This is a genomic window from Leclercia sp. UBA5958 (assembly GCF_002430365.1).
In the GTDB taxonomy this organism is placed as follows: Bacteria; Pseudomonadota; Gammaproteobacteria; order Enterobacterales; family Enterobacteriaceae; genus Enterobacter; species Enterobacter pneumoniae.
The window spans coordinates 529,823-555,087 of the sequence record NZ_DJCE01000012.1 but is presented as its reverse complement, the minus strand read 5'-3'; the positions used below and the strand labels follow the sequence as shown (position 1 = coordinate 555,087).

At 54.8% G+C, this 25,265-nt stretch carries 20 protein-coding genes; 8 read left to right on the top strand and 12 right to left on the bottom strand.

What is annotated here, in order from left to right; genetic code table 11:
* Positions 1–79: 79 nt before the first annotated feature.
* The gene (gene panD / locus B2Q93_RS20920; RefSeq protein ID WP_039030334.1) at positions 80–460 is read left to right on the top strand and encodes an aspartate 1-decarboxylase; all 381 of its coding nucleotides are present in this window, start codon (positions 80–82) and stop codon (positions 458–460) included.
* Between the two features lie 3 nt (positions 461–463).
* On the opposite strand, the gene B2Q93_RS20915 is transcribed toward panD, so the two are convergent.
* The 4 genes from B2Q93_RS20915 to B2Q93_RS20900 all read right to left on the bottom strand — a co-directional run bounded on the left by B2Q93_RS20915 (position 464) and on the right by B2Q93_RS20900 (position 4,022).
* Entirely contained in the window at positions 464–1,711 is a 1,248-nt protein-coding gene (locus tag B2Q93_RS20915; RefSeq protein WP_286934392.1) for a polysaccharide deacetylase family protein, read from the bottom strand.
* A 63-nt stretch (positions 1,712–1,774) separates the two neighbouring features.
* Positions 1,775–2,215, bottom strand: coding sequence for a PTS sugar transporter subunit IIA (locus tag B2Q93_RS20910; protein ID WP_207293012.1), 441 nt, complete (start codon positions 2,213–2,215; stop codon positions 1,775–1,777).
* Positions 2,216–2,328: 113 nt separating this feature from the next.
* Entirely contained in the window at positions 2,329–3,099 is a 771-nt protein-coding gene (locus B2Q93_RS20905) for an ABC transporter permease (protein ID WP_040077124.1), read from the bottom strand.
* Positions 3,096–4,022: an ABC transporter ATP-binding protein gene (locus tag B2Q93_RS20900; RefSeq protein ID WP_040077125.1), complete on the bottom strand. Its 927-nt coding sequence runs from the start codon at positions 4,020–4,022 to the stop codon at positions 3,096–3,098. The genes B2Q93_RS20905 and B2Q93_RS20900 overlap by 4 nt, the downstream gene beginning before the upstream one ends.
* 107 nt (positions 4,023–4,129) lie before the next feature.
* On the opposite strand from B2Q93_RS20900, the gene can reads away from it, so the two are divergent.
* On the top strand, positions 4,130–4,792 hold the full coding sequence (gene can / locus B2Q93_RS20895) for a carbonate dehydratase (RefSeq protein WP_040077126.1): 663 nt from the start codon (positions 4,130–4,132) through the stop codon (positions 4,790–4,792).
* Between the two features lie 66 nt (positions 4,793–4,858).
* Here the strand turns inward: can and hpt are convergent, their stop codons facing one another.
* Positions 4,859–5,395: a hypoxanthine phosphoribosyltransferase gene (gene hpt, locus B2Q93_RS20890; protein WP_046884965.1), complete on the bottom strand. Its 537-nt coding sequence runs from the start codon at positions 5,393–5,395 to the stop codon at positions 4,859–4,861.
* 207 nt (positions 5,396–5,602) lie between these two features.
* Here hpt and B2Q93_RS20885 point away from each other — a divergent pair, with 207 nt between their 5' ends.
* Positions 5,603–7,993, top strand: coding sequence for a glucose/quinate/shikimate family membrane-bound PQQ-dependent dehydrogenase (locus tag B2Q93_RS20885; RefSeq protein ID WP_286934387.1), 2,391 nt, complete (start codon positions 5,603–5,605; stop codon positions 7,991–7,993).
* A 279-nt stretch (positions 7,994–8,272) separates the two neighbouring features.
* Here B2Q93_RS20885 and cueO read toward each other — a convergent pair whose 3' ends face one another.
* Complete coding sequence (gene cueO / locus B2Q93_RS20880) at positions 8,273–9,832, bottom strand: multicopper oxidase CueO (RefSeq protein WP_286934384.1); 1,560 nt, start codon at positions 9,830–9,832, stop codon at positions 8,273–8,275.
* A 145-nt stretch (positions 9,833–9,977) separates the two neighbouring features.
* Between cueO and B2Q93_RS20875 the strand changes: the two genes are divergently transcribed.
* From B2Q93_RS20875 to speD, 3 genes are all read left to right on the top strand, one after another.
* The gene (locus tag B2Q93_RS20875; protein ID WP_040078596.1) at positions 9,978–10,325 is read left to right on the top strand and encodes a YacC family pilotin-like protein; all 348 of its coding nucleotides are present in this window, start codon (positions 9,978–9,980) and stop codon (positions 10,323–10,325) included.
* Between the two features lie 106 nt (positions 10,326–10,431).
* On the top strand, positions 10,432–11,301 hold the full coding sequence (gene speE, locus B2Q93_RS20870; RefSeq protein WP_286934382.1) for a polyamine aminopropyltransferase: 870 nt from the start codon (positions 10,432–10,434) through the stop codon (positions 11,299–11,301).
* Position 11,302: 1 nt separating this feature from the next.
* A complete protein-coding gene (speD, locus tag B2Q93_RS20865) occupies positions 11,303–12,097 on the top strand; it encodes an adenosylmethionine decarboxylase (protein ID WP_040077131.1) in 795 nt (264 codons plus the stop codon).
* Positions 12,098–12,128: 31 nt separating this feature from the next.
* Here speD and yacL read toward each other — a convergent pair whose 3' ends face one another.
* Entirely contained in the window at positions 12,129–12,491 is a 363-nt protein-coding gene (gene yacL, locus B2Q93_RS20860) for a protein YacL (RefSeq protein ID WP_040077132.1), read from the bottom strand.
* 190 nt (positions 12,492–12,681) lie between these two features.
* Entirely contained in the window at positions 12,682–15,279 is a 2,598-nt protein-coding gene (acnB, locus tag B2Q93_RS20855) for a bifunctional aconitate hydratase 2/2-methylisocitrate dehydratase (RefSeq protein ID WP_286783704.1), read from the bottom strand.
* A 525-nt stretch (positions 15,280–15,804) separates the two neighbouring features.
* Between acnB and B2Q93_RS20850 the strand changes: the two genes are divergently transcribed.
* Both B2Q93_RS20850 and B2Q93_RS20845 read left to right on the top strand, forming a co-directional pair.
* Positions 15,805–17,280, top strand: coding sequence for a DUF3300 domain-containing protein (locus B2Q93_RS20850; RefSeq protein ID WP_286934378.1), 1,476 nt, complete (start codon positions 15,805–15,807; stop codon positions 17,278–17,280).
* 10 nt (positions 17,281–17,290) lie between these two features.
* On the top strand, positions 17,291–18,082 hold the full coding sequence (locus tag B2Q93_RS20845; RefSeq protein ID WP_286934376.1) for a DUF2950 family protein: 792 nt from the start codon (positions 17,291–17,293) through the stop codon (positions 18,080–18,082).
* Between the two features lie 49 nt (positions 18,083–18,131).
* Here the strand turns inward: B2Q93_RS20845 and traT are convergent, their stop codons facing one another.
* The 4 genes from traT to aceE all read right to left on the bottom strand — a co-directional run bounded on the left by traT (position 18,132) and on the right by aceE (position 25,232).
* The gene (gene traT / locus B2Q93_RS20840; RefSeq protein ID WP_046884972.1) at positions 18,132–18,863 is read right to left on the bottom strand and encodes a conjugal transfer complement resistance protein TraT; all 732 of its coding nucleotides are present in this window, start codon (positions 18,861–18,863) and stop codon (positions 18,132–18,134) included.
* 193 nt (positions 18,864–19,056) lie between these two features.
* Complete coding sequence (lpdA, locus tag B2Q93_RS20835) at positions 19,057–20,481, bottom strand: dihydrolipoyl dehydrogenase (protein ID WP_046884973.1); 1,425 nt, start codon at positions 20,479–20,481, stop codon at positions 19,057–19,059.
* Positions 20,482–20,655: 174 nt separating this feature from the next.
* A complete protein-coding gene (gene aceF, locus B2Q93_RS20830; protein WP_046884974.1) occupies positions 20,656–22,554 on the bottom strand; it encodes a pyruvate dehydrogenase complex dihydrolipoyllysine-residue acetyltransferase in 1,899 nt (632 codons plus the stop codon).
* A 14-nt stretch (positions 22,555–22,568) separates the two neighbouring features.
* Entirely contained in the window at positions 22,569–25,232 is a 2,664-nt protein-coding gene (aceE, locus tag B2Q93_RS20825; protein ID WP_040077140.1) for a pyruvate dehydrogenase (acetyl-transferring), homodimeric type, read from the bottom strand.
* Positions 25,233–25,265: the final 33 nt, after the last annotated feature.

Here is a 25,265-nt window from a genome sequence, read left to right as displayed (position 1 = left end):
GCCGATAGAGAGCTAACGGATTAGTTACCCCTCCCGCTTATTGATCGGCGGGTTACGACAGAGAGTAAAGGTAAACGTAATGATTCGCAAAATGCTGCAAGGTAAGCTGCACCGTGTCAAAGTCACCCAGGCCGACCTGCACTATGAAGGCTCCTGCGCGATCGATCAGGATTTTCTCGATGCGGCGGGTATTCTTGAAAACGAAGCCATTGATATCTGGAACGTGAGCAACGGCAACCGTTTCTCCACCTATGCCATTGCGGCTGAACGGGGTTCTAAAATCATCTCCGTTAACGGTGCCGCTGCGCACTGCGCTAACGTCGGTGATATTGTCATTATCGCCAGCTTTGTCATGATGTCCGATGAAGAAGCGCGCCGCTGGCAGCCAAAAGTCGCCTATTTCGAAGGCGACAACGAAATGAAACGTACCGCAAAAGCTATTCCGGTCCAGGTTGCCTGAGTATTACCCCTGCGGCTGATTACTGATCAGCCGCGACATCGTCTCCAGGGAGTCCGTCCTGAGAATATATAACCGTTTGAGTAAAAACGGATTATCCCCCGGCTTCACCTTTCCTTTCACCGTTGTCACTGCCAGATGAAAACCGGCGTCGTTCGCTGCTTTCACCGCTTTATCGTTATAACCACCAAACGGATACGAGAGGTACAACACGTGCGGGTTGAACTGCGCCAACGCCCGCCGTGAGTGTTTAAAGTCCATCACAATATTATGGTAACTGCGGCTCAGCAGAATCGGATGATGATAGCTATCTACCCGATGCAGAAAATGGGTATGTGACTGGAAATCAAACACCGACTGAATTTCACGTAGCTCGGAGAGGCTCATAAACTGCAGCGCTTTGGGATCCCACTTCTGCGGATGGCGTTTAATACGCGACGAGATAATAAACGCGGTGGCGTTGAACCCGTACGCTTTCAGAATGGGGTAAGCATAGCGACTCACCGATTTTAAACCGTCGTCAAACGTAATCACTACCGCCTTCGCGGGCAGGTTAATCTTGTTACGGACATACCCTTCCAGCTGATAGAGGTTCAGCGTGGTGTAGCCCTGATCGCGCAGCCACGCCATCTGGTTATTAAACGCACGTACGCTGGTCGTGGTGGAGGTATGGCGAAAACGGGTGTTCTCTTCATCACGCAAAATGTGGTGATAAGTGAGTACCGGCAGGCCGTTATCTTCCTGCGCATCCAGGCTACTGACCCACGCGAGGCGATTACCGATACGAATCTGGAACCAGGTCTGGTTTAAACGATCTTTCAGCTTGCTCTGAATGGGATAACGCAGGTTATTTGCCAGAGTGCCAAAGGGGGCGCTGCCGGCATTTGGCGCGTTATAAACCGGGGTGTCTTTCCAGGTGATCAGATTCTGATTACTGAGGGGTTTATTCAGATCGCCGAGGCTGTCTTCTACGCGCTGCTTCCCCTGCACCTCTTCCAGATGGCCTTTATCAATAAAACCGGTGCCGAAGCCAAAGCTGAATTCAAAGTAATCGGCCGCGGTAGGCACGACGGCCAGAATCTGTCCGGCGCGAATATTGCCGACGTTAATCACCCCGTTGCCGACCTGCGCCCAAATCGCCGCATCTTCGGTGGTTTGCATATAGCGGGTGGGAAGCCCTTGCTGGCTTAACAGGCTGGCGGTCGCGCCACCTGAGAGCAGCAGCAATAACAGAAGAACAATTCGCGAGAACATAAGAGCTTAATCGGGAGCTAAAAACTGGCGTCATTGTAACAAAAGCGACGCTGATACCAATGATTAATGTTTGTACGGGTCGTTTAGCAGGACAAAGGGGGGATTTTTTTGCTGCTGATGCCAGAGGCTGCTAACAAGCGGCGCACCCTGGGCCACGATGCGATCGCGAAAGGTCGCACTGTCCAGGGATTCACGCAGTGGATACATCGCCTCCAGAAGCGGATAGCTGATCCCGGTGATCACTTCACAGTTGCGGTGTTTATGGCTGAGCAGTGCCGCTGCGCGATACGGCGCGGCGCCGGTGATATCGGTCAGGAAGATGACACCCTCTCCGCTGTCGGTATGGTGTAGCGCATCGCACATCATGCGGCTCAGCATGTTAGTGCTCAGACCACGCCAGAAGTTGACCACCTGGCACTGTACCAGCGGTCCAAAGCTGGCCGTCAGCTGATCCAATAGCGCCTGCCCTTGTTCATCATGGCATGTGATTACCCAACCCAGCATACAATTCTCCTTTTGCAGAGGCGTAGTGTAGCGGCAGCCGGGATTTGCGGGGGTGATGACCGTCAAAAAACCGTATCTCATGACCCGGCGGCGGGCGCCGCCGGGCAGGAAGGTTAGGTACGCAGGCCGCGTCCCCGTTGAATCAGGGTGTAGCAGAGAAGATAAAACGCCACGATAAAGATCGCCAGCACGCCCACTGTCGTCACCAACGGCACATCAGAGATGCCAAGGAAACCGAAACGGAAACCGCTAATCATGTAGACGATGGGGTTCAGGTGTGACAGCGCCTGCCAGAACGGCGGCAGCAGCGTCAGCGAGTAGAACACCCCGCCGAGGTAGGTCAGCGGCGTCAGCACGAACGTGGGGATCAGGCTGATATCATCAAAGGTTTTCGCAAAGACAGCATTGAGCAGGCCTGCCAGCGAGAAGAGTACTGCCGTTAACAGCAGCGTCAGCCCGACAAACAGCCAGGAGTGTACCTGGAACGGCACAAAGAACAGTGAAATTGCCGTTACCAGTACCCCTACGCATAAGCCACGCGCTACCCCGCCTCCTACGTAACCGGCGATGATCACATGCGTCGGTACCGGTGCCACCAGCAACTCTTCAATGTTGCGCTGGAACTTGGCGCTGAAGAACGACGATGCCACGTTGGCGTAGGCGTTGGTGATCACCGCCATCATAATCAGACCAGGCACGATGAACTGCATGTAAGTAAAGCCGTGCATCTCACCAATTCGCGACCCAATCAGATTGCCGAAGATGATGAAATAGAGGGTCATGGTGATCACCGGCGGCACCAGCGTCTGGATCCAGATACGCATAAAGCGATTGATCTCTTTGGCCCAGATACTCTTCAGCGCCACCCAGTAAAGCTGCATCATGCGCTTTCTCCTTGTTTCTGATGGACCAGCGAGACGAACAGCTCTTCCAGTCGGTTGGCTTTGTTACGCATACTCAACACCTGAATTCCCTGGGCACTCAGCTGACTAAATACGCTATTAATTCCCTGCTCACGCAGAACTTCCACTTCAAGCGTGGACGTATCCACCAGCCGGTATTGATAGCCTTCCAGCTTCGGCAGCGCGCTTTTCGCCGCCAGATCGAGAATAAAGGTCTCTGACTTCAGCTTTGAGAGCAGATTTTTCATGGAGGTGTTTTCCACCAGCTCGCCATGCTGAATGATGCCGATATTACGGCACAGCATCTCCGCCTCTTCGAGGTAGTGAGTTGTCAGAATAATGGTGGTGCCTTTGTCGTTCAGATCTTTCAGGAACCCCCACATGGAACGACGCAGCTCGATATCGACACCCGCGGTCGGTTCATCAAGTATCAGCAGCTTTGGCTCGTGCATCAGCGCACGGGCAATCATCAGACGGCGCTTCATACCGCCGGAGAGCATCCGTGCACGCTCATTGCGCTTTTCCCACAGGTCGAGCTGTTTCAGGTATTTTTCGCTACGCTCAACGGCATCTTTGCGCTCAACCCCGTAATAGCCCGCCTGGTTTACGACGATCTGCTGTACGGTCTCGAACGGGTTGAAGTTGAACTCCTGCGGCACCAACCCCAGTTGACGCTTGGCATTGACGACATCTTTTTCCAGGTCGTAGCCGAAGACGCTGACCCGGCCAGAGGTTTTATTAACCAGTGAGCTGATAATGCCGATAGTGGTGGATTTTCCTGCCCCGTTAGGCCCCAGAAGCGCGTAAAAATCACCGGCCTCCACCTTCAGATCTATACCACGGAGCGCCTGAACGCCGCCGGGATAGGTTTTCTTAAGCTGTTCAAGCTCCAGTGCAATCGTCATGGATTAGACTTACCTTAAGTTCTTTCACATCGAGTGTGGTTTTAAAAAAAATCACGTTGCCCTATATTAGCGCAACGCACTCACTTGGTTACAGGCCGTTAACCGCCATGAAAGACATAGATACACTCATCAGCAATAATGCACTATGGTCAAAAATGCTGGTGGAAGAGGATCCCGGCTTTTTCGAAACGCTGGCGCAGGCGCAGAAACCGCGCTTTTTATGGATAGGGTGTTCTGACAGCCGCGTTCCTGCTGAGCGGCTCACCGGCCTTGAACCCGGCGAACTTTTTGTCCACCGTAACGTCGCCAACCTGGTCATCCATACCGACCTTAACTGTCTCTCTGTCGTGCAATATGCCGTCGATGTTCTGGAAGTCGAACATATCATTATCTGTGGCCACTACGGCTGCGGCGGCGTTCAGGCGGCGGTTGAAAACACGGAACTGGGGCTGATTGACAACTGGCTGCTGCACATCCGCGATATCTGGTTCAAACATAGCTCACTGCTGGGAGAAATGCCGCAGGAGCGCCGCCTCGATACCCTGTGTGAACTCAACGTCATGGAGCAGGTGTACAACCTGGGCCACTCAACAATCATGCAGTCAGCGTGGAAGCGCGGGCAAAAGGTGACCATTCACGGCCTGGCGTACGGAATTCATGATGGCTTGCTGCGCAATCTGGAAGTGACCGCCACCAACCGCGAGACGCTGGAGCAACGCTATCGTTCCGGGATTGCCAACCTGAGACAGAAGCACGTTAATCACAAGTAAGCGCCCGAAAAACAAAACGGCAACCTCAGTGTTGCCGTTTGTCTCTTACGGATCTCATCCAGCCGATCACTCGTCCAGCAGCACCACTTTGCCGATGTAAGGCAGATGGCGATAACGCTGAGCGTAGTCGATACCGTAGCCCACAACGAACTCATCCGGGATAGAGAAACCGATATACTCTACCGGCACGTCTACTTCACGACGGGTCGGTTTATCCAGCAGGGTACAGATGGCGAGGGATTTCGGCCCACGCAGGCTCAGGATTTCGCGCACTTTGGAGAGCGTGTTGCCAGAGTCGATGATGTCCTCAACGATCAGTACATCTTTACCGCGAATATCCTCATCCAGATCTTTGAGGATTTTCACATCGCGGGTTGTCGACATGCCGCTGCCATAGCTGGAGGCGGTCATAAAATCGACTTCATGGGATACCTGGACTTCACGGCACAGGTCGGCCATAAACATGAAGGAACCGCGTAACAGTCCCACCAGCACCATATCAGAACCGCTGTCTTTATAATGCGCGGTAATTTCACGGCCCAGCTCGGCGATACGCGCTTTGATCTCCGCTTCCGGGATCATCACTTCAACAGTATGTTTCATATTACTAACCGTTTGATTGTAAAACACATCTCTCAATGCGGATGAACCTGCGTCCGTCATCGATTCACAAGCGGGCCATTATAACAGCAAATGGATAGCCCTGGCGCATGAGATATAAAAAGCAAAATTTGTGATTCCGATCACACTTGTTAATACCTATAATTAATTGCTAGCAAATAATTAACAAAACTGACGAGTACATCTTCTATGGCTGAAACAAAATCTCAACAGCCCCGTCTACTGGTGACATTAACGGCGGTGTTCGCAGCTTTCTGCGCGCTGTATCTGTTAATCGGTGGCGTCTGGCTGGTCGCAATTGGCGGCTCCTGGTACTACCCGATCGCGGGTCTGGTGATGGTTGGCGTCACCGTCCTGCTGTGGCGTAGAAAGCAATCAGCACTGTGGCTGTATGCCGCCCTGCTCCTTGCAACAATGATTTGGGGCGTCTGGGAAGTCGGTTTCGATTTCTGGGCACTGACGCCGCGCAGTGACATCCTGGTCTTCTTTGGCATCTGGCTGATCCTGCCATTCGTATGGCGTCGTCTTTGGGTGCCGTCCAGCGGTGCCGTTGCGGCGCTGGTCGTGGCGCTGTTAATCAGCGGTGGCATTCTGACATGGGCGGGTTTTAACGATCCGCAGGAAGTCAAAGGCACCCTGAGCAACGAATCGACGCCTGCCGCAGCGATTTCGCAGGTGGCTGATGGCGACTGGCCGGCTTACGGGCGTAACCAGGAAGGTCAGCGTTACTCTCCGCTAAAACAGATCAACGCCGATAACGTTAAAGATCTGAAAGAAGCCTGGGTCTTCCGTACTGGCGACCTGAAAATGCCTAACGATCCGGGCGAGCTGACCAACGAAGTGACGCCAATCAAAGTGGGCAACATGCTTTACCTGTGTACGGCGCACCAGCGTCTGTTCGCGCTCGACGCGGCCACCGGTAAAGAGAAATGGCACTTCGATCCGCAGCTGAACTCCAACCCGTCGTTCCAGCACGTTACCTGCCGCGGTGTCTCTTACCACGAAGCGCGTGCCGATAATGCCAGCCCGGAAGTCATTGCCGACTGTCCGCGCCGTATTATGCTGCCGGTCAACGATGGTCGTCTGTTTGCCATCAACGCCGAAACGGGCAAGCTGTGTGAAACCTTCGCTAACAAGGGTATCCTGAATCTACAGACCAACATGCCGGACACCACGCCGGGTCTGTATGAACCGACCTCTCCGCCAATCATCACCGATAAAACCATCGTGATTGCCGGTTCGGTAACGGATAACTTCTCTACCCGCGAAACCTCGGGCGTTATCCGTGGTTTTGACGTGAATACTGGTAAACTGCTGTGGGCCTTCGACCCGGGCGCGAAAGATCCAAACGCGATCCCGTCAGACGAACACACCTTTACCTTTAACTCGCCAAACTCCTGGGCCCCTGCCGCGTATGACGCGAAGCTGGACCTGGTCTACCTGCCGATGGGCGTGTCCACGCCGGATATCTGGGGCGGTAACCGTACGCCGGAGCAGGAGCGCTACGCGAGCGCCATCGTGGCGCTGAACGCGACCACCGGTAAGCTGGCATGGAGCTATCAGACCGTTCACCACGATTTGTGGGATATGGATATGCCGTCCCAGCCGACGCTGGCGGACATTACCGTTAACGGTAAAACCGTTCCGGTGATCTATGCTCCGGCGAAAACCGGCAACATCTTCGTGCTGGATCGCAGCAACGGTAAGCTGGTCGTCCCTGCTCCGGAAAAACCGGTTCCACAGGGCGCAGCCAAAGGCGACTACGTCAGCAAAACGCAGCCGTTCTCTAACCTGAGCTTCCGTCCGAAGAAAGACCTCAGCGGTGCAGACATGTGGGGTGCCACCATGTTTGACCAGCTGGTGTGCCGCGTGATGTTCCATCAGCTGCGCTATGAAGGTATCTTCACACCACCGTCTGAACAGGGCACGCTGGTCTTCCCGGGTAACCTGGGGATGTTCGAATGGGGCGGGATCTCCGTTGACCCTAACCGTCAGGTGGCAATTGCTAACCCGATGGCCCTGCCGTTTGTCTCGAAACTGATTCCGCGCGGCCCGGGCAACCCAATGGAGCAGCCGAAAGATGCGAAAGGCAGCGGTACCGAAGCCGGTATTCAGCCGCAGTATGGCGTGCCGTATGGCGTGACGCTGAACCCGTTCCTCTCTCCGTTTGGCCTGCCGTGTAAACAGCCTGCCTGGGGTTACATCTCTGCGCTGGATCTGAAAACCAATCAGGTTGTCTGGAAAAAACGTATTGGTACGCCGCAGGACAGCATGCCGTTCCCGATGCCGGTTCCTGTGCCGTTCAATATGGGTATGCCAATGCTGGGTGGCCCAATCTCTACCGCCGGTAACGTGCTGTTCATTGCCGCAACCGCAGATAACTACCTGCGTGCGTACAACATGACCAACGGTGAGAAGCTGTGGCAAGGCCGTCTGCCAGCGGGTGGACAAGCCACGCCGATGACCTATGAAGTGAATGGCAAGCAGTATGTTGTCATCTCTGCAGGTGGTCACGGTTCGTTTGGTACGAAGATGGGCGACTACATTGTTGCTTATGCCCTGCCGGACGACACAAAGTAAAAGCAAAACGGCAACTTCGGTTGCCGTTTTTAGTGTTTGTCCCCTCTCCCCGTGGGAGAGGGTCAGGGTGAGGGCATCAGGCCGCACCGAATAAAAGCAAAACGGCAACCTCGGTTGCCGTTTTTAGTGTTTGTCCCCTCTCCCCGTGGGAGAGGGCCAGGGTGAGGGCATCAGGCCGCACCGGGTCAAAGCAAAACGGCAACCTCGGTTGCCGTTTTTAGTGTTTGTCCCCTCTCCCCATGGGAGAGGGCCAGGGTGAGGGCTTTAGTCAGCTCAGAGCTAAACCGTGAACCCCAGCATCATTCCCGTATCTTCATGTTCCAGCAGATGACAGTGCGCCATATAAGCAAACGCCTTCGGTGCATCGTGATCAAACTTCACCAGCACCTCGCTCACGCCCCCTTCTACCTTCACGGTATCTTTCCAGCCTGAACGATGCGCGGCAGGCGCGTTGCCGTTTTCCGAGAGAATGCGGAACTGGGTACCGTGGATGTGGAACGGGTGCAGCATCATGTCCCCCTCGCCGGAGATGAACCAGCGTTCATACTGCCCTTTGGTCGCCGCGAACATCGGGGTGTTCATAACGAAAGCTTTGCCGTTGATCATATTGGCATTGTGCAAATCGAATCCATGCCCGCCGTGGTTCATGCCGCCCATCTTGCCGTGATCCATATTCATATGGCCTTCCATCTGCCCGTGCTGCATACCGGACATTGCCTGATGGCCATAGCGCTTCATCAGGGCCTGCATGCCCATCATATCGAGCATCGGGTCCATCGAAAGCTGCAGCTTACGCTCTGCAAGCCCCTCCAGCGCGGGTAACGCCGGCAGGCTGGCCAGTTTATCGGGTAGCGTGCCGGAGGCCGCCACCAGGAGCGGCTGGACGCGCAATACCGGATGCGGCTTATCAAATGGCGCAACGGCCATCCCCATCTGGCTGACCGGCAGGGTCACCAGGTCAAATGCCTTACCGTCGCTGATATCCACCAACACCTCAAAGCGTTCGCCCATCAGCATCGGCAGCTCGCTTACCTTAACCGGCTCCGGCAGCAGACCGCCGTCGCTCGCCACCACATACAGCGGGCGCTTGTCGCTGGTAGCAAAGTTGAGGGAGCGGGCGTTACACCCGTTGAGCAGGCGCAGACGCAGCCAGCCTTTGGGTGCGCTGTGCTGAGGATAAATCGCACCGTTGGTTAACAGCGTGTCGCCAAACCAGCCTACGGCTGCGCTCATCACGTCGAGCTGATAATCGATCTGCCCGTCGGCGGTAAACTTCTTGTCCTGCACAATCACTGGCACATCATCGATGCCCCACTGCTTCGGCAGACGCAGCAATCGGCTTTCATCGTCTTCAATCAGCACCAGGCCGGCTAATCCCATCGCCACCTGATGGCCGGTTTTGCCGTGCTGATGGGGGTGAAACCAGCAGGTTGCCGCACGCTGTTGCGGCGTAAAAGAGACCGTGCGCTGACCGCCTGGTTTGATAACCCCCTGCGGCCCACCATCCACCTCGCCGGGCACTTCCAGCCCGTGCCAGTGAAGCGTGGTCTCCTGAGCGAGGGTATTGTGAATATTAACGGTAACAGCTTTACCCTGGCGCAGCTGGAGAGCCGGGCCGAGCAGATTACCGTTATAGCCCCATGTGGTGGCCTGATGTGGGCCAAAGGTGGTTTTCCCCTGCTGGACGACCAGACGGATTTGATTTCGTGCATCGGGAGCGATTAAGTCAGGGATAGGCAAAGCGGGCCTGTCGGCGGCAAATACCGCACGACTCCAGAGCGGAAGCGCGCTGGCGACACCCAGCGCAGCAGAATATTTTAAAAAATCACGGCGTTGCATGTTCATTTCCTTAATTCCAGCAGACGGGTATCAGAGCATAAACCCTCCCCTTAGCGGAAGGTCAATAAGTGCAGACAGAATAAAGATCGTCGCACCGGCGGGAAGTGTGCTAACGTTGAATTTCCGTGACGTATTGGTAGAAGCAATGAAGACGTTTTTCCGCACAATTCTGTTCAGCAGCCTTATGATTAGTTGCGCAAATAGCTATGCGCTGAGTGAAAATGAAGCCGAAGATATGGCGGATCTGACGGCAGTGTTTGTGTTTCTGAAAAACGATTGCGGCTACCAGAATTTACCCAACGGACAGATTCGTCGTGCTTTAGTCTTTTTTGCCCAGCAAAACCAGTGGGATCTCAGCAACTACGATAGCTTTGACATGAAGGCGCTCGGTGAAGATAGCTACCGCGATCTTAGCGGCATCGGCATTCCTACCGCAAAAAAATGCAAAGCGCTGGCCCGCGACTCGTTGAGTCTTCTTGCCTACGTAAAGTAACCTTTCTGACGCCTCCTTGTTGAAATTATGGCCGTGCAACCCCCGGGGTTGTTAGCTATGATGTTGCGCCTGGTTTTCTCGGGTGTTAACAAAGGAGGTATCACCAATGACCAAAAATGCGCTGTGGCATGAAACGCTGCACGATCACTTTGGGCAGTACTTTGCCGTTGATAACGTGCTGTATCATGAAAAGACCGATCATCAGGATCTGATTATCTTCGAGAACACGGCTTTTGGCCGCGTGATGGCGCTGGATGGCGTTGTACAAACCACCGAACGTGATGAATTCATCTATCACGAAATGATGACCCACGTCCCGCTGTTGGCTCACGGCCACGCCAAACATGTTCTGATCATCGGCGGCGGCGATGGCGCGATGCTGCGCGAAGTCTCGCGTCATAAGTCGATTGAAAGCATCACCATGGTGGAAATTGATGCCGGCGTGGTCTCCTTCTGTCGCCAGTATTTACCCAACCACAACGCGGGCAGCTACGACGATCCGCGCTTTAGCCTGGTCATCGATGATGGGATTAACTTTGTTAATCAGACCACGCAGACCTTTGACGTAATCATCTCCGACTGTACCGACCCTATCGGCCCCGGTGAGAGCCTGTTTACCTCAGCATTTTATGAGGGCTGCAAGCGCTGCCTGAAACCTGGCGGCATCTTTGTTGCCCAGAATGGCGTCTGCTTCCTGCAGCAGGACGAAGCCCTCGATAGCCACCGCAAATTGAGCAATTACTTTGCCGATGTGAGCTTCTACCAGGCGGCGATTCCGACCTACTACGGCGGCGTGATGACGTTTGCCTGGGCCACGGATAACGAAGCCCTGCGCCACCTCTCCACTGAAATTATCCAGGCGCGCTTCCATCAGGCTAATCTGACCTGCCGCTACTATAATCCCGCGGTTCATACCGCAGCATTCGCACTACCACAATATCTGAAAGACGCACTGACATCTAAGGGGGTGAGCTAAATTGAAAAAGCTTAAACTGCATGGCTTTAACAACCTGACCAAAAGCCTGAGTTTTTGTATCTACGATATCTGCTATGCAAAGACAGCGGAAGAGCGCGATGGTTATATCGCCTATATCGATGAACTCTACAACGCCAACCGCCTGACTGAAATCTTGTCAGAAACCTGCTCAATTATCGGCGCCAATATCCTGAACGTTGCACGCCAGGATTATGAACCGCAAGGCGCCAGCGTGACCATTCTGGTCAGTGAAGAGCCGATCGATCCCAAGCTTATTGACCAGACTGAACACCCAGGTCCGCTACCTGAAACGGTGGTGGCTCACCTCGATAAAAGCCATATCTGCGTACATACCTATCCGGAAAGCCACCCTGAAGGCGGCCTTTGCACGTTCCGCGCCGATATTGAAGTCTCGACCTGCGGGGTGATTTCACCATTAAAAGCGCTGAATTACCTGATTCATCAACTTGAATCCGATATTGTGACCGTCGACTATCGCGTACGTGGTTTTACACGTGATATCAACGGGATGAAGCACTTTATCGATCATGAAATAAACTCGATTCAGAACTTCATGTCCGAAGATATGAAAGCGCTGTACGACATGGTGGACGTGAATGTTTACCAGGAAAATATCTTCCATACCAAAATGTTGCTAAAGGATTTCGACCTTAAGCACTACATGTTCCATACCAAACCGGAAGATTTAAGCGAAGAAGAGCGTAAGGTCATTACCGACCTGCTCTGGAAAGAGATGCGCGAGATTTATTACGGCCGCAATATTCCGGCCGTATAAAAGGTACCGGGAGCAGGGATGCTCCGGTCCATTATTTCTGTTTCATAAAGTCGCGGTAAGCGGCCACCACCTGCAGGAAATCCTCTACGCCGCACAGCGACAGGCTCTCTTCGTCGTAGTAGTTCATCCCCTCTTCCATTTCGTCGCCGGAAAACTCCAGTTGATTAGCGCGAACCATCACCTCTTCGCCGTCCATCCACAGAGTGTATTCATGCCCGGCGCGTTGCCATGAGCGCTCACTGCCTTTCACGGTGCGTGCCGCCTGTTCCACTTCATCCAGCAGGGCAAGGTTCTCTTTCACTTCTTCATTGAACCAGTGCCCGACCACTTCGTGGCCCATCGACATGCGCACTTTCACCACACCGGTGATATCGCGCAGAAATTCGTAATCCATGGTGTTTTCCTCTGCAAAGCCATTAGGGTAATTATCGCAGCAGAGAGGAAGAAAAAAAGCGTGGAGGGGGGAAGGAATGAAAATAAAAAGGTGAGAGCAAAACCCTGCGGCCTGATGCCCTCACCCCGTCCCTCTCCCACGGGAGAGGGTGCAAACACTAAAAACCGTCTCGTGGAGACGGTTTTGCTGTTTATACTGCCGTCTGGAAGATAACCCCGTCCGCTTTCTCGGTGTACTGAGAGAGCTGATCGAAGTTCAGATAGCGATAGGTATCAACAGCCGTCTTATCAACCTGAGCCACAAAGGTCTGGTACTCTTCCGGCGTTGGCAGCTTGCCAATCAGCGCCGCAACCGCCGCCAGCTCCGCAGAGGCCAGGAAGACGTTTGCACCGGTACCTAAACGGTTCGGGAAGTTACGGGTAGAGGTGGAGACCACCGTCGCACCGTCCGCCACGCGCGCCTGGTTACCCATGCACAGGGAGCAGCCAGGGATTTCGATACGCGCACCGCTCTTACCAAACACGCTGTAGTAGCCCTCTTCGGTCAGCTGAGCCGCGTCCATACGGGTTGGCGGTGCCACCCATAGGCGGGTTGGCAGCTGGCCTTTATGGGTATCCAGCAGCTTACCGGCAGCACGGAAGTGGCCGATGTTGGTCATACAGGAACCGATGAACACTTCGTCGATCTTCTCGCCCTGCACTGCAGAGAGTGGACGCGCATCGTCCGGATCGTTCGGTGCACAGAGGATCGGCTCTTTGATATCAGCCAGATCGATGTCGATCACGGCCGCGTATTCTGCATCAGCATCAGCTTCCAGCAGCTGCGGATCTGCCAGCCATTTTTCCATGCCCTGAATACGACGCTCAAGGGTACGACGATCGCCATAGCCTTCGGCAATCATCCACTTCAGCAGGACGATGTTGGAGGTCAGATACTCTTCAATCGGCGCCTGGTTCAGCTTGATGGTACAGCCTGCAGCAGAACGCTCAGCGGAGGCATCGGTCAGTTCGAACGCCTGCTCCACTTTCAGATCCGGCAGACCTTCGATCTCCAGGATACGGCCAGAGAAGATGTTTTTCTTGCCCTTCTTCTCAACGGTCAGCAGACCCTGTTTGATAGCGTACAGCGGGATGGCGTGAACCAGGTCTCGCAGCGTGATACCCGGCTGCATTTTGCCTTTGAAGCGCACCAGCACGGACTCCGGCATATCCAGTGGCATAACGCCGGTCGCAGCGGCGAAGGCCACCAGACCGGAGCCCGCCGGGAAGGAGATCCCGATTGGGAAACGGGTGTGGGAGTCACCGCCGGTACCCACGGTATCTGGCAACAGCATGCGGTTCAGCCAGGAGTGGATAACGCCATCGCCCGGACGCAGGGAGACACCGCCACGGTTCATGATGAAGTCTGGCAGCGTGTGGTGCGTGGTCACATCAACCGGCTTCGGATAGGCCGCCGTGTGGCAGAAGGACTGCATCACCAGATCGGAAGAGAAGCCCAGGCACGCCAGGTCTTTCAGTTCGTCACGGGTCATTGGGCCGGTGGTATCCTGAGAACCGACAGAGGTCATCTTCGGTTCGCAGTACGCGCCCGGACGGACGCCCGCGACGCCGCACGCGCGGCCAACCATTTTCTGTGCCAGAGAGAAACCACGGCTGCTTTCAGCCACGTCTTTCGCCTGACGGAACACATCGCTGTGCGGCAGACCGAGCGCTTCACGCGCTTTGGTGGTCAGGCCACGGCCAATGATCAGCGGAATACGGCCACCGGCGCGGACTTCGTCAATCAGCACGTCGGTTTTCAGCGCGAAGCTGGCCAGCAGTTCGTTGGTTTCGTGGTTACGCACTTCGCCTTTGAACGGGTAAACGTCAATCACGTCGCCCATGTTCAGGTTAGAGACATCCACTTCGATCGGCAGCGCGCCCGCATCTTCCATGGTGTTAAAGAAGATAGGTGCAATTTTGCCGCCGAGGCACAGACCGCCGCCGCGTTTGTTCGGCACATGAGGGATATCATCGCCCATGAACCACAGCACGGAGTTGGTTGCAGATTTACGGGAAGAGCCGGTACCCACAACGTCACCAACGTAGGCCAGCGGGAAACCTTTCTGCTGCAGGGCTTCGATCTGCTTGATCGGGCCCACGCTGCCAGGTTGATCCGGCTCGATACCTTCACGGGCGTTTTTCAGCATCGCCAGGGCGTGCAGAGGGATATCCGGGCGAGACCACGCATCCGGTGCCGGAGAGAGGTCATCGGTGTTGGTTTCACCGGTCACTTTGAAGACGGTAACGGTGATTTTTTCAGCCAGCGCAGGACGGTTCAGGAACCATTCGGCATCGGCCCAGGACTGCATCACCTGCTTCGCGTAGACGTTGCCCGCTTTCGCTTTCTCTTCCACATCGTAGAAGTTATCGAACATCAGCAGCGTTGAAGAGAGCGCTTTCGCGGCAATCGGTGCCAGCTTGTCGTTATCCAGCGCATCAATCAGCGGATGAATGTTATAGCCGCCCTGCATGGTGCCGAGCAGTTCAATCGCTTTTTCAGGAGTAACCAGGGGGGAGGTCGCATCGCCTTTAGCAATGGCGGCAAGGAATCCGGCTTTGACATAGGCAGCTTCATCTACGCCAGGCGGTACACGGTTGATCAACAGATCTAACAGGAATTCTTCTTCGCCCTTAGGCGGATTCTTCAGCAGCTCGACGAGCGCGGCCATTTGGGTTGCATCTAAAGGTTTGGGTACAATTCCCTCGGCGGCACGTTCTGCTACGTGCTTACGGTATTCTTCTAGCACGACGGTTCTCCTCGCTCTCATTGTCATATGCGGCCGGCGTTCTCTTCACGCTCCTGTGAGACAGCAGTTTGTAGGGTAAATGCCCGATACCGCGTCGGGCAGCATAGCAGGATTTCTGCACAGTGTTAATCTGTTTACAAAAAAGCAACATTAAATACTTTGCTGAATCGTTAAGAATGGTATAGCAGGGAAAGAGAGCGTGTTCAGGGCACAAAAAAACCGCCTAAAAGCGGTTAATTTGTTGCCTTAGGGTGGTAGCACACCGGGCTGGCAGATTTGCGGCAAAACCCGAATTGCCGGGCTCTGCATGTCCCGGTGGCTGCTGGCCGCTCGCCAAAGCGGTCATCTGATTTACCCAATGCCTTTTCAGCCATCCGATATAATTGCGTAATAAATACTCACACTCTTTGTCCGGATGTACCGGGCCATTACCAATAAAAGTCAAAAAGTAAAAAGGCGGGTGAATAATACTCGCGCCAACCGTAACGCCGCGCGACACAGCGCTGGTTTCGTTGGAGTCATATTATGAAGATGCCCTTTAAGCCCCCTCTGCTTGTCCTTCTGTGCAGTGCCGGGCTGTTCGCCGCCTCGGGCGTGATGTTCGTCAAAAGCCGCGCAACCGAAACGCCCGCGCCAGTTTCTCAGCAGCAGCCTGCCCCACCGGCCGCGCCGCCTGCACCGGTTATCGCCCCGACCTACACGGCGGCACAGCTGGACCAGTGGACGGCGCCGATTGCGCTCTACCCGGACGCGCTCCTGTCACAGCTCCTGATGGCCTCAACCTATCCGTCAAACGTGATTCAGGCCGCGCAGTGGTCGCAGGACAATCCAAAACTGCAGGGCGATGCGGCGATTCAGGCGGTTTCCAGCCAGCCGTGGGATGCCAGCGTGAAGTCGCTGGTCGCTTTCCCGCAGTTGATGTCGCTGCTGGGCGGTAACCCTGAATGGGTGCAGAACCTCGGCAACGCGTTTCTTGCCCAGCCAAAAGACGTGATGGGCTCCGTGCAGCGGCTGCGCGCGCTGGCGCAGCAGACCGGCGCGCTTAAATCGTCGCCACAGCAGACGGTGAGCGTGGAGAAAAAATCGGCGCCAGTCCAAAGCACAACAGCCGCTGCGATAGCACCTGCCAGCCCGACGATTATAAAAATCGAACCTGCCGATCCTCAGGTTGTTTACGTACCGACCTATAATCCGTCCACTGTCTACGGAGCATGGCCAAACGCCAGCTACCCTCCGGTGTACCTGCCGCCCTCTCCCGGCGAGCAGTTCAGCAATAGCTTTGTGAACGGGCTGGGCTTCAGCCTCGGGGTTGCCACCACGTACGCGCTGTTTAGCAATATCGACTGGGACGACGACGATCATCACCATGATGATGACCACCACCATGACGACTATCACCACGATGGTTACACCCATAACGGCGATAACATCAATATCAATGTGAATAATTTCAATAAGATTACGGGCGAGCACCGCACGGACAACAATATGCTCTGGCAGCACAACCCTGGCTACCGTAACGGCGTACCTTACCCCAACGGTAAGATCGCCAGCCAGTTTCATCCAACGAGCACGCCCACGGGGCTGAGCGTCACGCCGCATCAGGCTGCCAGTCGCGACACCCAGCGGCAGGCGGCGATGGCGCAGGTGCAAAAGTCGACGAGGAAATCGCTTTCACAGCTCCAGGCTACCCGACCTTTGCAGCATCAGCCGTCCAGTCAGCAGCTTAAGCAGATTTCGCAGCGAAATAACTTCCGCGGCTACGACGCTGCGAAACCGCACGCGCTCTCCGGCGAAACGCACGGACAGCATGCCCTTCAGCCCTCCTCGCTGCAGCACCAGACGTTCAGGGCCAATGCCCTCAGCGGGAACGAAAGCCGCGCGGCAAGCTGGCGTGCCCAGCAGCAGCGCGGCCTGCAAAGCCGGCAGCTCGCTACGCATATATCGCAGCATCCGTTACCGGCCGCGCGACCTTTACCTCATGATATTCGCCATCGTTAAGAGAGCTAACATGAAGATGACTTTACTCAGCGGTGTGGCGCTGTTCATGGCATCCACCGTCGCCGTGGCGCAACAGCAGTTCAGCACGCCTGAACAAGCTACCGATGCCTTAACGCAGGCCATCAGCGAGCAGAATGAAGGTGCGATGGGAAATCTGCTTGGTGAAAACTGGCGCAACGTTCTGCCGCCGGAGGGCGTTGACCGCGAAGCCGTCGCTCGCTTCCTGCGCGACTGGAAGGTGAAACACACCACGATTGTTAGCGGCGATACGGCGCACCTGATTGTGGGAGAGAACGCCTGGCTGCTGCCGATCCCCGTCGTGAAAACGTCAAACGGCTGGCAGTTTGATATTCAGCAGGCCGCGGACGAAATTTTGACGCGCGAAATCGGGCGCAACGAGCTTGCCGCCATCGAAGAGCTGCATGCCTACGTGGACGCCCAGCAAAGCTATTTCGCCCTCAACCAGACCTACGCGGCGAAAATCGTCAGCTCTAAGGGGAAAAAAGATGGCCTTTACTGGCCCGTATTGCCCGGCGAAGCGCCCAGCCCGCTGGGGCCTGCGTTTAGCCCGGCAGAACCCGGCGCAGGCTATCACGGTTATCGATTCAAGATCCTGCCCGATAAGCAAGGCTTTGCAATGGTCGCCTGGCCGGTCAGCTACGGACAGACGGGGGTGATGAGCTTTGTGGTTAATCAGAGCGACAGGGTATACGAGACGAATTTGGGCAGCGATACCGCGCTAAAAGCACAGGCATTAACCGCATTCAGCCCTGATAGTGCCTGGCTGCCCGTCGCGCCGTAAAGCATTAACGTGAAGGCCGGATAAGGCTTCCCTCTATCCGGCCATCTTATTACAGAATATTGGCAACCGATTTTGCCAGCTGCGCTTCAAGCACCGGCTTCGCCTCTTCAAACTTCAGGTTCACCTTGTTGGCATTCGACACCACGCGGGTCTGGTACTTCGCGCGATCGCCCTGCTCGCTGCTGGTCTGCAGCTTCACGCCGGACGTCCCCTGACGCAGCGCCGCGATGTTGTCAGTGGTCACTTTCGCCTTGCTGCGCTCGGAGATCTGCAGATCGGTGACCATGGTGTAGTTCACATCTTCTACCATCGCATCCGCCGCCATGCCGATCAGGCCTGCCGCCAGGCCCACGCCCAGCGCGGCACCGGAGGAGTTGCTGTTATACGCAGTGATACCGGCACCCAGCGCGGCACCTACGGCGGCACCTTCATAGCCAGTTTTCAGGAAGCCCTGCGCTTCGCGAAGGTCCATTTTGTCCGCTTTCAGCACGTTCGCCTGCACCCAGTAGTAGGCGCTGTCGGGAGAACTGGTCACCTTATAGCCCTTCGCCGTCAGCTCGTTCGCCAGCTGAGCCTGCAGGTTGCTCATGTCTTTATCAGATGTATTTTTCACCTGAATGTAGACCGTTTTTTCGCTGGAAGGCTCCAGCCAGACGGTTTCGCTCATCTGGGTTTTAACTTCCAGATTACGTTTCTTCACCGCGGTGGTCATTGCCCCGCATCCGGCCAGCGTCATCGTCGCTGCCAGTAAGCCAACTACCGCTACTTTCTTAAAAGACATATGTTTTCCTTTACCTGGTAATAATAATCCGGCGCATCATAACGATGAGCCGATCAACCAACAATGTAAGAAAATGTTATCGGCAGCGGTGAGGGGATTTTTAGGAAAATATCAAGGATATAGCAACCAAATCAGGTAGTTTACACGAAAAAAAACGCCTCCGAAGAGGCGTTTAACATCAGGCTGAAGAAACTTACTTCTTCTTCGCTTTAGCGTTTGGCAGGTCGGTGATGCTACCTTCAAACACTTCTGCCGCCAGGCCCACGGACTCGTGCAGAGTTGGGTGAGCGTGGATGGTCAGCGCGATGTCTTCAGCGTCACAGCCCATTTCGATCGCCAGGCCGATTTCGCCCAGCAGCTCGCCGCCGTTGGTGCCGACAATCGCACCACCGATCACACGGTGAGATTCTTTGTCGAAGATCAGCTTGGTCATACCGTCTGCGCAGTCGGAAGCGATAGCACGGCCAGAAGCAGCCCACGGGAAGGTGGCGGTTTCGTAGCTGATGCCTTTCTCTTTCGCTTCTTTCTCAGTCAGACCAACCCAGGCAACTTCTGGCTCAGTGTAGGCGATAGATGGGATCACTTTTGGATCGAAGTAGTGCTTCATGCCAGCGATAACTTCCGCGGCAACGTGACCTTCGTGAACACCTTTGTGCGCCAGCATTGGCTGACCGACGATGTCGCCGATAGCAAAGATGTGCGGCACGTTGGTACGCAGCTGCTTGTCAACGCGGATGAAGCCACGGTCGTCCACTTCCACGCCAGCTTTGCCCGCGTCGAGGTTTTTACCGTTCGGCACACGGCCGATTGCCACCAGCACGGCGTCGTAACGCTGTGGTTCAGCAGGGGCTTTTTTGCCTTCCATGGAAACGTAAATACCGTCTTCTTTCGCTTCAACGGCAGTCACTTTGGTTTCCAGCATCAGGTTGAACTTCTTGCTGATGCGCTTGGTGAAGACTTTAACGATGTCTTTATCTGCAGCCGGGATAACCTGGTCGAACATTTCAACCACGTCAATCTCTGAACCCAGCGCGTGGTACACAGTACCCATTTCCAGACCGATGATACCGCCACCCATAACCAGCAGGCGCTTAGGCACTTCTTTCAGCTCCAGCGCATCGGTAGAGTCCCACACGCGTGGATCTTCATGTGGAATGAACGGCAGTTCGATTGGACGAGAACCCGCGGCGATGATCGCGTTGTCGAAGTTGATCACGGTTTTACCGTTCTCGCCTTCCACTTCCAGGGTATTCGCGCCGGTGAATTTACCCAGACCGTTTACCACTTTCACTTTACGGCCTTTGGCCATACCCGCCAGACCGCCGGTCAGCTGAGTGATAACTTTCTCTTTCCAGGTACGAATTTTGTCGATGTCAGTTTTCGGCTCACCGAAGACGATACCGTGTTCAGCCAGTGCTTTGGCTTCTTCGATAACTTTCGCTACGTGCAGCAGCGCTTTAGAAGGGATACAGCCGACGTTCAGACAAACACCGCCAAGGGTGTTGTAACGTTCTACGATGACGGTTTCCAGACCTAAATCCGCCGCGCGGAATGCTGCGGAATAACCTGCCGGGCCTGCCCCAAGTACTACGACCTGAGTTTTGATTTCTGTGCTCATCATGACCTCTTAATTTATACCCGTCGTCCACCGGGTCGTTCTATCCGCCCGTATTTTACAAAATTGTTAACAATTTTGAAACAACAAACGGCTCATGAATTCTCGCTTTCGCAGTAACCTTGCTGACGCGCCGAGGTTACCAGAAAAAAGCCGGCCGACTGGCCGGCTTTTCGATTACATCACCAGGCGGCGAATGTCGCTCAGGGTGTTGTTGATGATGGTGATGAAACGCGCACCATCAGCACCGTCGATCACGCGGTGGTCGAAGGAGAGAGAGATTGGCATCATCAGACGCGGCACAAACTCTTTACCATTCCACACCGGCTCCATCGCGGACTTGGACACACCGAGGATCGCCACTTCCGGCGCGTTCACAATCGGCGCGAAGTGGGTAGTACCCAGGCCGCCGATGCTGGAGATAGTGAAGCAGCCGCCCTGCATTTCGCCGGCAGTCAGCTTACCATCACGCGCTTTTTTGGAGATGGTGGTCAGTTCACGGGACAGCTCGGTAATGCTCTTCTTGTTCACGTCTTTGAAGACCGGAACAACCAGACCATTTGGCGTATCAACCGCAACACCGATGTTGATGTATTTCTTCAGCGTCAGCTTCTGGCCATCTTCAGACAGGGAGCTGTTGAAGCGAGGCATCTGTTCCAGCGCCGCAGCAACCGCTTTCATGATGAAGACCACTGGGGTGAATTTCACATCCAGTTTACGCTTCTCAGCTTCGGCGTTCTGCTGTTTACGGAACGCTTCCAGATCGGTGATATCGGTCTTGTCGAAGTGAGTAACGTGCGGGATCATCACCCAGTTACGGCTCAGGTTAGCACCAGAGATTTTCTGGATACGGCCCAGTTCCACTTCTTCGATTTCGCCGAACTTGCTGAAGTCCACTTTTGGCCATGGCAGCATGCCCGGGATACCGCCGCCAGCGGCTGCAGCAGGTGCAGCTTCGGCGCGTTTCACCGCGTCTTTCACGTAGCTCTGAACGTCTTCGCGCAGGATACGACCTTTACGACCGGTCCCTTTCACTTTCGCCAGGTTCACACCGAACTCGCGCGCCAGGCGACGAATCAGCGGTGTTGCGTGGACGTAAGCGTCGTTTTCAGCGAACTCAGATTTGCCTTCCGCTTTTGCAGCAGGGGCCGCAGCAGGTTTAGCAGCCTGAGCCGGTGCAGCAGCCGGAGCTGGAGCAGCAGCGGCAGCCGGAGCGGCCGCAGGTGCAGCGCCTTCTACTTCGAAGACCATAATCAGAGAACCGGTAGAGACTTTGTCGCCGGTGCTGATTTTGATCTCTTTAACGGTACCGGCGAACGGCGCAGGGACTTCCATAGAAGCCTTGTCGCCTTCAACGGTGATCAGTGACTGTTCAGCGGCAACTTTGTCGCCCACTTTTACCATCACTTCGGTCACTTCAACTTCGTCACCGCCGATGTCCGGTACGTTAACATCTTTCGCACCGCCAGCCGCTGCTGGTGCAGCCGCCTGTGCCGGAGCCGCTTCGGCTTTCGCCGGAGCCGCGCCTTCAGCGCCAGCCACTTCAAAGACCATGATCAGGGAGCCGGTAGAGACTTTGTCACCGGTGTTGATCTTGATCTCTTTAACGGTACCCGCGAACGGCGCCGGGACTTCCATAGAGGCTTTGTCGCCTTCTACGGTGATCAGGGACTGTTCAGCTTCAACTTTGTCGCCTACTTTCACCAGGATTTCAGTGACTTCAACTTCGTCACCGCCGATGTCAGGCACATTAACGTCTTTCGCTGCCGCAGCAGCAGGTGCTGCAGCCGGAGCGGCTTCTTTCTTCTCTTCTGCCTTAGCAGGTGCAGCATCAGCTGCACCGTCGGCGGAATCGAAAATCATGATCAGTTTACCGGTCTCGGTTTTATCGCCAACAGAGACTTTGATCTCTTTAACGATGCCAGCCTGAGGAGACGGGACTTCCATAGAGGCTTTGTCACCCTCTACGGTGATCAGCGACTGTTCAGCTTCAACTTTGTCGCCTACTTTGACCAGGATCTCGGTGATTTCAACTTCATCAGCCCCGATGTCCGGTACATTGATTTCGATAGCCATTATTCTTTTACCTCTTACGCCAGACGCGGGTTAACTTTTTCTGCATCGATGTTGAATTTGGTAATTGCATCCGCAACCACTTTCTTATCGATTTCGCCACGTTTAGCCAGTTCGCCCAGGGCTGCTACAACCACGTAAGAAGCATCAACTTCGAAGTGGTGACGCAGGTTTTCGCGGCTGTCAGAACGACCGAAGCCGTCAGTACCCAGAACGCGATAATCATCCGCTGGTACGTAAGTACGAACCTGCTCAGCGAACAGTTTCATATAGTCAGTAGATGCCACCGCTGGTGCATCGTTCATCACCTGAGCGATGTACGGAACGCGCGGAGTTTCCATTGGGTGCAGCATGTTCCAGCGTTCACAATCCTGGCCATCACGCGCCAGTTCAGTGAAGGAGGTCACACTGTAGACATCGGAACCCACACCGTAGTCTTTCGCCAGGATCTGAGCCGCTTCACGAACGTGACGCAGGATAGAACCGGAGCCCAGCAGCTGAACTTTACCTTTGCTACCTTCGAGGGTTTCGAGTTTGTAGATACCTTTACGGATACCTTCCTCGGCACCTTCCGGCATAGCCGGCATGTGGTAGTTTTCGTTCAGCGTGGTGATGTAGTAGTAAATGTTCTCTTGCGCTTCACCGTACATACGGGTCAGACCGTCGTGCATGATGACTGCCACTTCGTACGCGTAAGACGGGTCGTAAGAGATACAGTTAGGGATAGTCAGAGACTGAATGTGGCTGTGACCATCTTCGTGCTGCAGACCTTCACCGTTCAGAGTCGTACGACCGGAAGTACCACCGACCAGGAAGCCGCGAGCCTGTTGGTCGCCAGCCTGCCAGCACAGGTCACCGATACGCTGGAAACCGAACATGGAGTAGTAGATGTAGAACGGAATCATCGGCAGGTTGTTGGTGCTGTAAGAGGTCGCAGCAGCCAGCCAGGACGCGCCTGCACCCAGCTCGTTGATACCTTCCTGCAGGATCTGGCCTTTCTCGTCTTCTTTGTAGTATGCAACCTGCTCACGGTCCTGCGGGGTGTACTGCTGGCCGTTCGGGCTGTAGATACCGATCTGACGGAACAGACCTTCCATACCGAAAGTACGCGCTTCGTCGGCGATGATTGGAACCAGACGATCTTTGATCGACTTGTTCTTCAGCATCACGTTCAGGGCACGCACGAAAGCGATGGTGGTAGAGATCTCTTTGTTCTGCTCTTCCAGCAGCTGAGAGAAGTCTTCCAGCGCAGGCAGTTCGAGTTTCTCGGTGAAGTTAGGCTGACGAGCAGGCAGGTAGCCTTTCAGCGCCTGACGACGTTCGTGCAGGTACTTGTGCTCTTCAGAACCTTCCGGGAAGGTGATGTAAGAGAGGTTTTCAACCTGCTCATCGGTTACTGGAACGTTGAAACGGTCGCGGATATAACGCACGCCGTCCATGTTCATTTTCTTAACCTGGTGAGCGATGTTTTTACCTTCAGCGGTATCACCCATGCCGTAGCCTTTAACGGTGTGGGCCAGGATGACGGTCGCTTTACCTTTGGTTTCCTGCGCTTTTTTCAGTGCAGCGTAGACTTTCTTCGGATCGTGACCACCACGGTTCAGCGCCCAGATCTGCTCATCAGTCCAGTCTGCAACCAGTGCGGCGGTTTCAGGGTATTTGCCGAAGAAGTGCTCACGCACGTAGGCACCGTCTTTGGATTTGAAGGTCTGGTAGTCGCCGTCAACGGTTTCGTTCATCAGCTGGATCAGTTTACCGCTGGTGTCTTTACGCAGCAGCTCATCCCAACGACCGCCCCACATGACTTTAATCACGTTCCAGCCAGCACCTGCGAAGATGCCTTCCAGTTCGTTGATGATCTTGCCGTTGCCGGTTACCGGACCATCCAGACGCTGCAGGTTACAGTTGATGATGAAGCACAGGTTGTCCAGCTTCTCACGGGTTGCGATGGTGATCGCACCTTTAGATTCTGGCTCATCCATCTCGCCGTCGCCCAGGAAGGCGTAAACGGTTTGCTCAGAGGTGTCTTTCAGACCACGGTGTTCCAGATACTTCAGGAATTTAGCCTGATAGATCGCACCGATTGGACCCAGACCCATGGATACGGTCGGGAACTGCCAGAATTCAGGCATCAGTTTAGGGTGCGGGTAAGAAGACAGACCTTTACCGTGAACTTCCTGACGGAAGTTGTTCATCTGCTCTTCAGTCAGACGACCTTCCAGGAAGGCACGTGCATAGATGCCCGGAGAGATGTGGCCCTGGAAGTACACCAGGTCGCCGCCGTCTTTCTCGTTGGCCGCACGGAAGAAGTGGTTAAAGCACACTTCGTAAACGGTGGCAGAAGACTGGAAGGATGCCATGTGGCCACCCAGTTCCAGGTCTTTCTTGGATGCGCGCAGAACGGTCATGATGGCGTTCCAGCGGATTGCAGAACGGATACGACGTTCCAGATCCAGATTGCCCGGGTATTCCGGTTCGTCTTCGACGGCAATCGTGTTTACGTAGTTGTTAGCCCCTGCACCTGCAGCCACTTTCACGCCGCCTTTGCGAGCTTCAGAAAGCAGCTGATCAATCAGATACTGAGCGCGCTCAACACCTTCTTCACGGATGACCGATTCGATCGCCTGTAGCCAGTCGCGAGTTTCGATCGGATCCACGTCATTTTGGAGACGTTCTGACATGGGGGTATTCCTTATCTATCTAATACGTTGATT

Excerpts from the sequence above, each read along its gene's own strand:
- panD (WP_039030334.1), top strand. The coding sequence starts at position 80 with ATGATTCGCAAAATGCTGCAAGGTAAGCTGCACCGTGTCAAAGTCACC.
- B2Q93_RS20915 (WP_286934392.1), bottom strand. The coding sequence starts at position 1,711 with ATGTTCTCGCGAATTGTTCTTCTGTTATTGCTGCTGCTCTCAGGTGGC.
- B2Q93_RS20910 (WP_207293012.1), bottom strand. The coding sequence starts at position 2,215 with ATGCTGGGTTGGGTAATCACATGCCATGATGAACAAGGGCAGGCGCTA.
- B2Q93_RS20905 (WP_040077124.1), bottom strand. The coding sequence starts at position 3,099 with ATGATGCAGCTTTACTGGGTGGCGCTGAAGAGTATCTGGGCCAAAGAG.
- B2Q93_RS20900 (WP_040077125.1), bottom strand. The coding sequence starts at position 4,022 with ATGACGATTGCACTGGAGCTTGAACAGCTTAAGAAAACCTATCCCGGC.
- can (WP_040077126.1), top strand. The coding sequence starts at position 4,130 with ATGAAAGACATAGATACACTCATCAGCAATAATGCACTATGGTCAAAA.
- hpt (WP_046884965.1), bottom strand. The coding sequence starts at position 5,395 with ATGAAACATACTGTTGAAGTGATGATCCCGGAAGCGGAGATCAAAGCG.
- B2Q93_RS20885 (WP_286934387.1), top strand. The coding sequence starts at position 5,603 with ATGGCTGAAACAAAATCTCAACAGCCCCGTCTACTGGTGACATTAACG.
- cueO (WP_286934384.1), bottom strand. The coding sequence starts at position 9,832 with ATGCAACGCCGTGATTTTTTAAAATATTCTGCTGCGCTGGGTGTCGCC.
- B2Q93_RS20875 (WP_040078596.1), top strand. The coding sequence starts at position 9,978 with ATGAAGACGTTTTTCCGCACAATTCTGTTCAGCAGCCTTATGATTAGT.
- speE (WP_286934382.1), top strand. The coding sequence starts at position 10,432 with ATGACCAAAAATGCGCTGTGGCATGAAACGCTGCACGATCACTTTGGG.
- yacL (WP_040077132.1), bottom strand. The coding sequence starts at position 12,491 with ATGGATTACGAATTTCTGCGCGATATCACCGGTGTGGTGAAAGTGCGC.
- B2Q93_RS20850 (WP_286934378.1), top strand. The coding sequence starts at position 15,805 with ATGAAGATGCCCTTTAAGCCCCCTCTGCTTGTCCTTCTGTGCAGTGCC.
- B2Q93_RS20845 (WP_286934376.1), top strand. The coding sequence starts at position 17,291 with ATGAAGATGACTTTACTCAGCGGTGTGGCGCTGTTCATGGCATCCACC.
- traT (WP_046884972.1), bottom strand. The coding sequence starts at position 18,863 with ATGTCTTTTAAGAAAGTAGCGGTAGTTGGCTTACTGGCAGCGACGATG.
- lpdA (WP_046884973.1), bottom strand. The coding sequence starts at position 20,481 with ATGAGCACAGAAATCAAAACTCAGGTCGTAGTACTTGGGGCAGGCCCG.
- aceF (WP_046884974.1), bottom strand. The coding sequence starts at position 22,554 with ATGGCTATCGAAATCAATGTACCGGACATCGGGGCTGATGAAGTTGAA.
- aceE (WP_040077140.1), bottom strand. The coding sequence starts at position 25,232 with ATGTCAGAACGTCTCCAAAATGACGTGGATCCGATCGAAACTCGCGAC.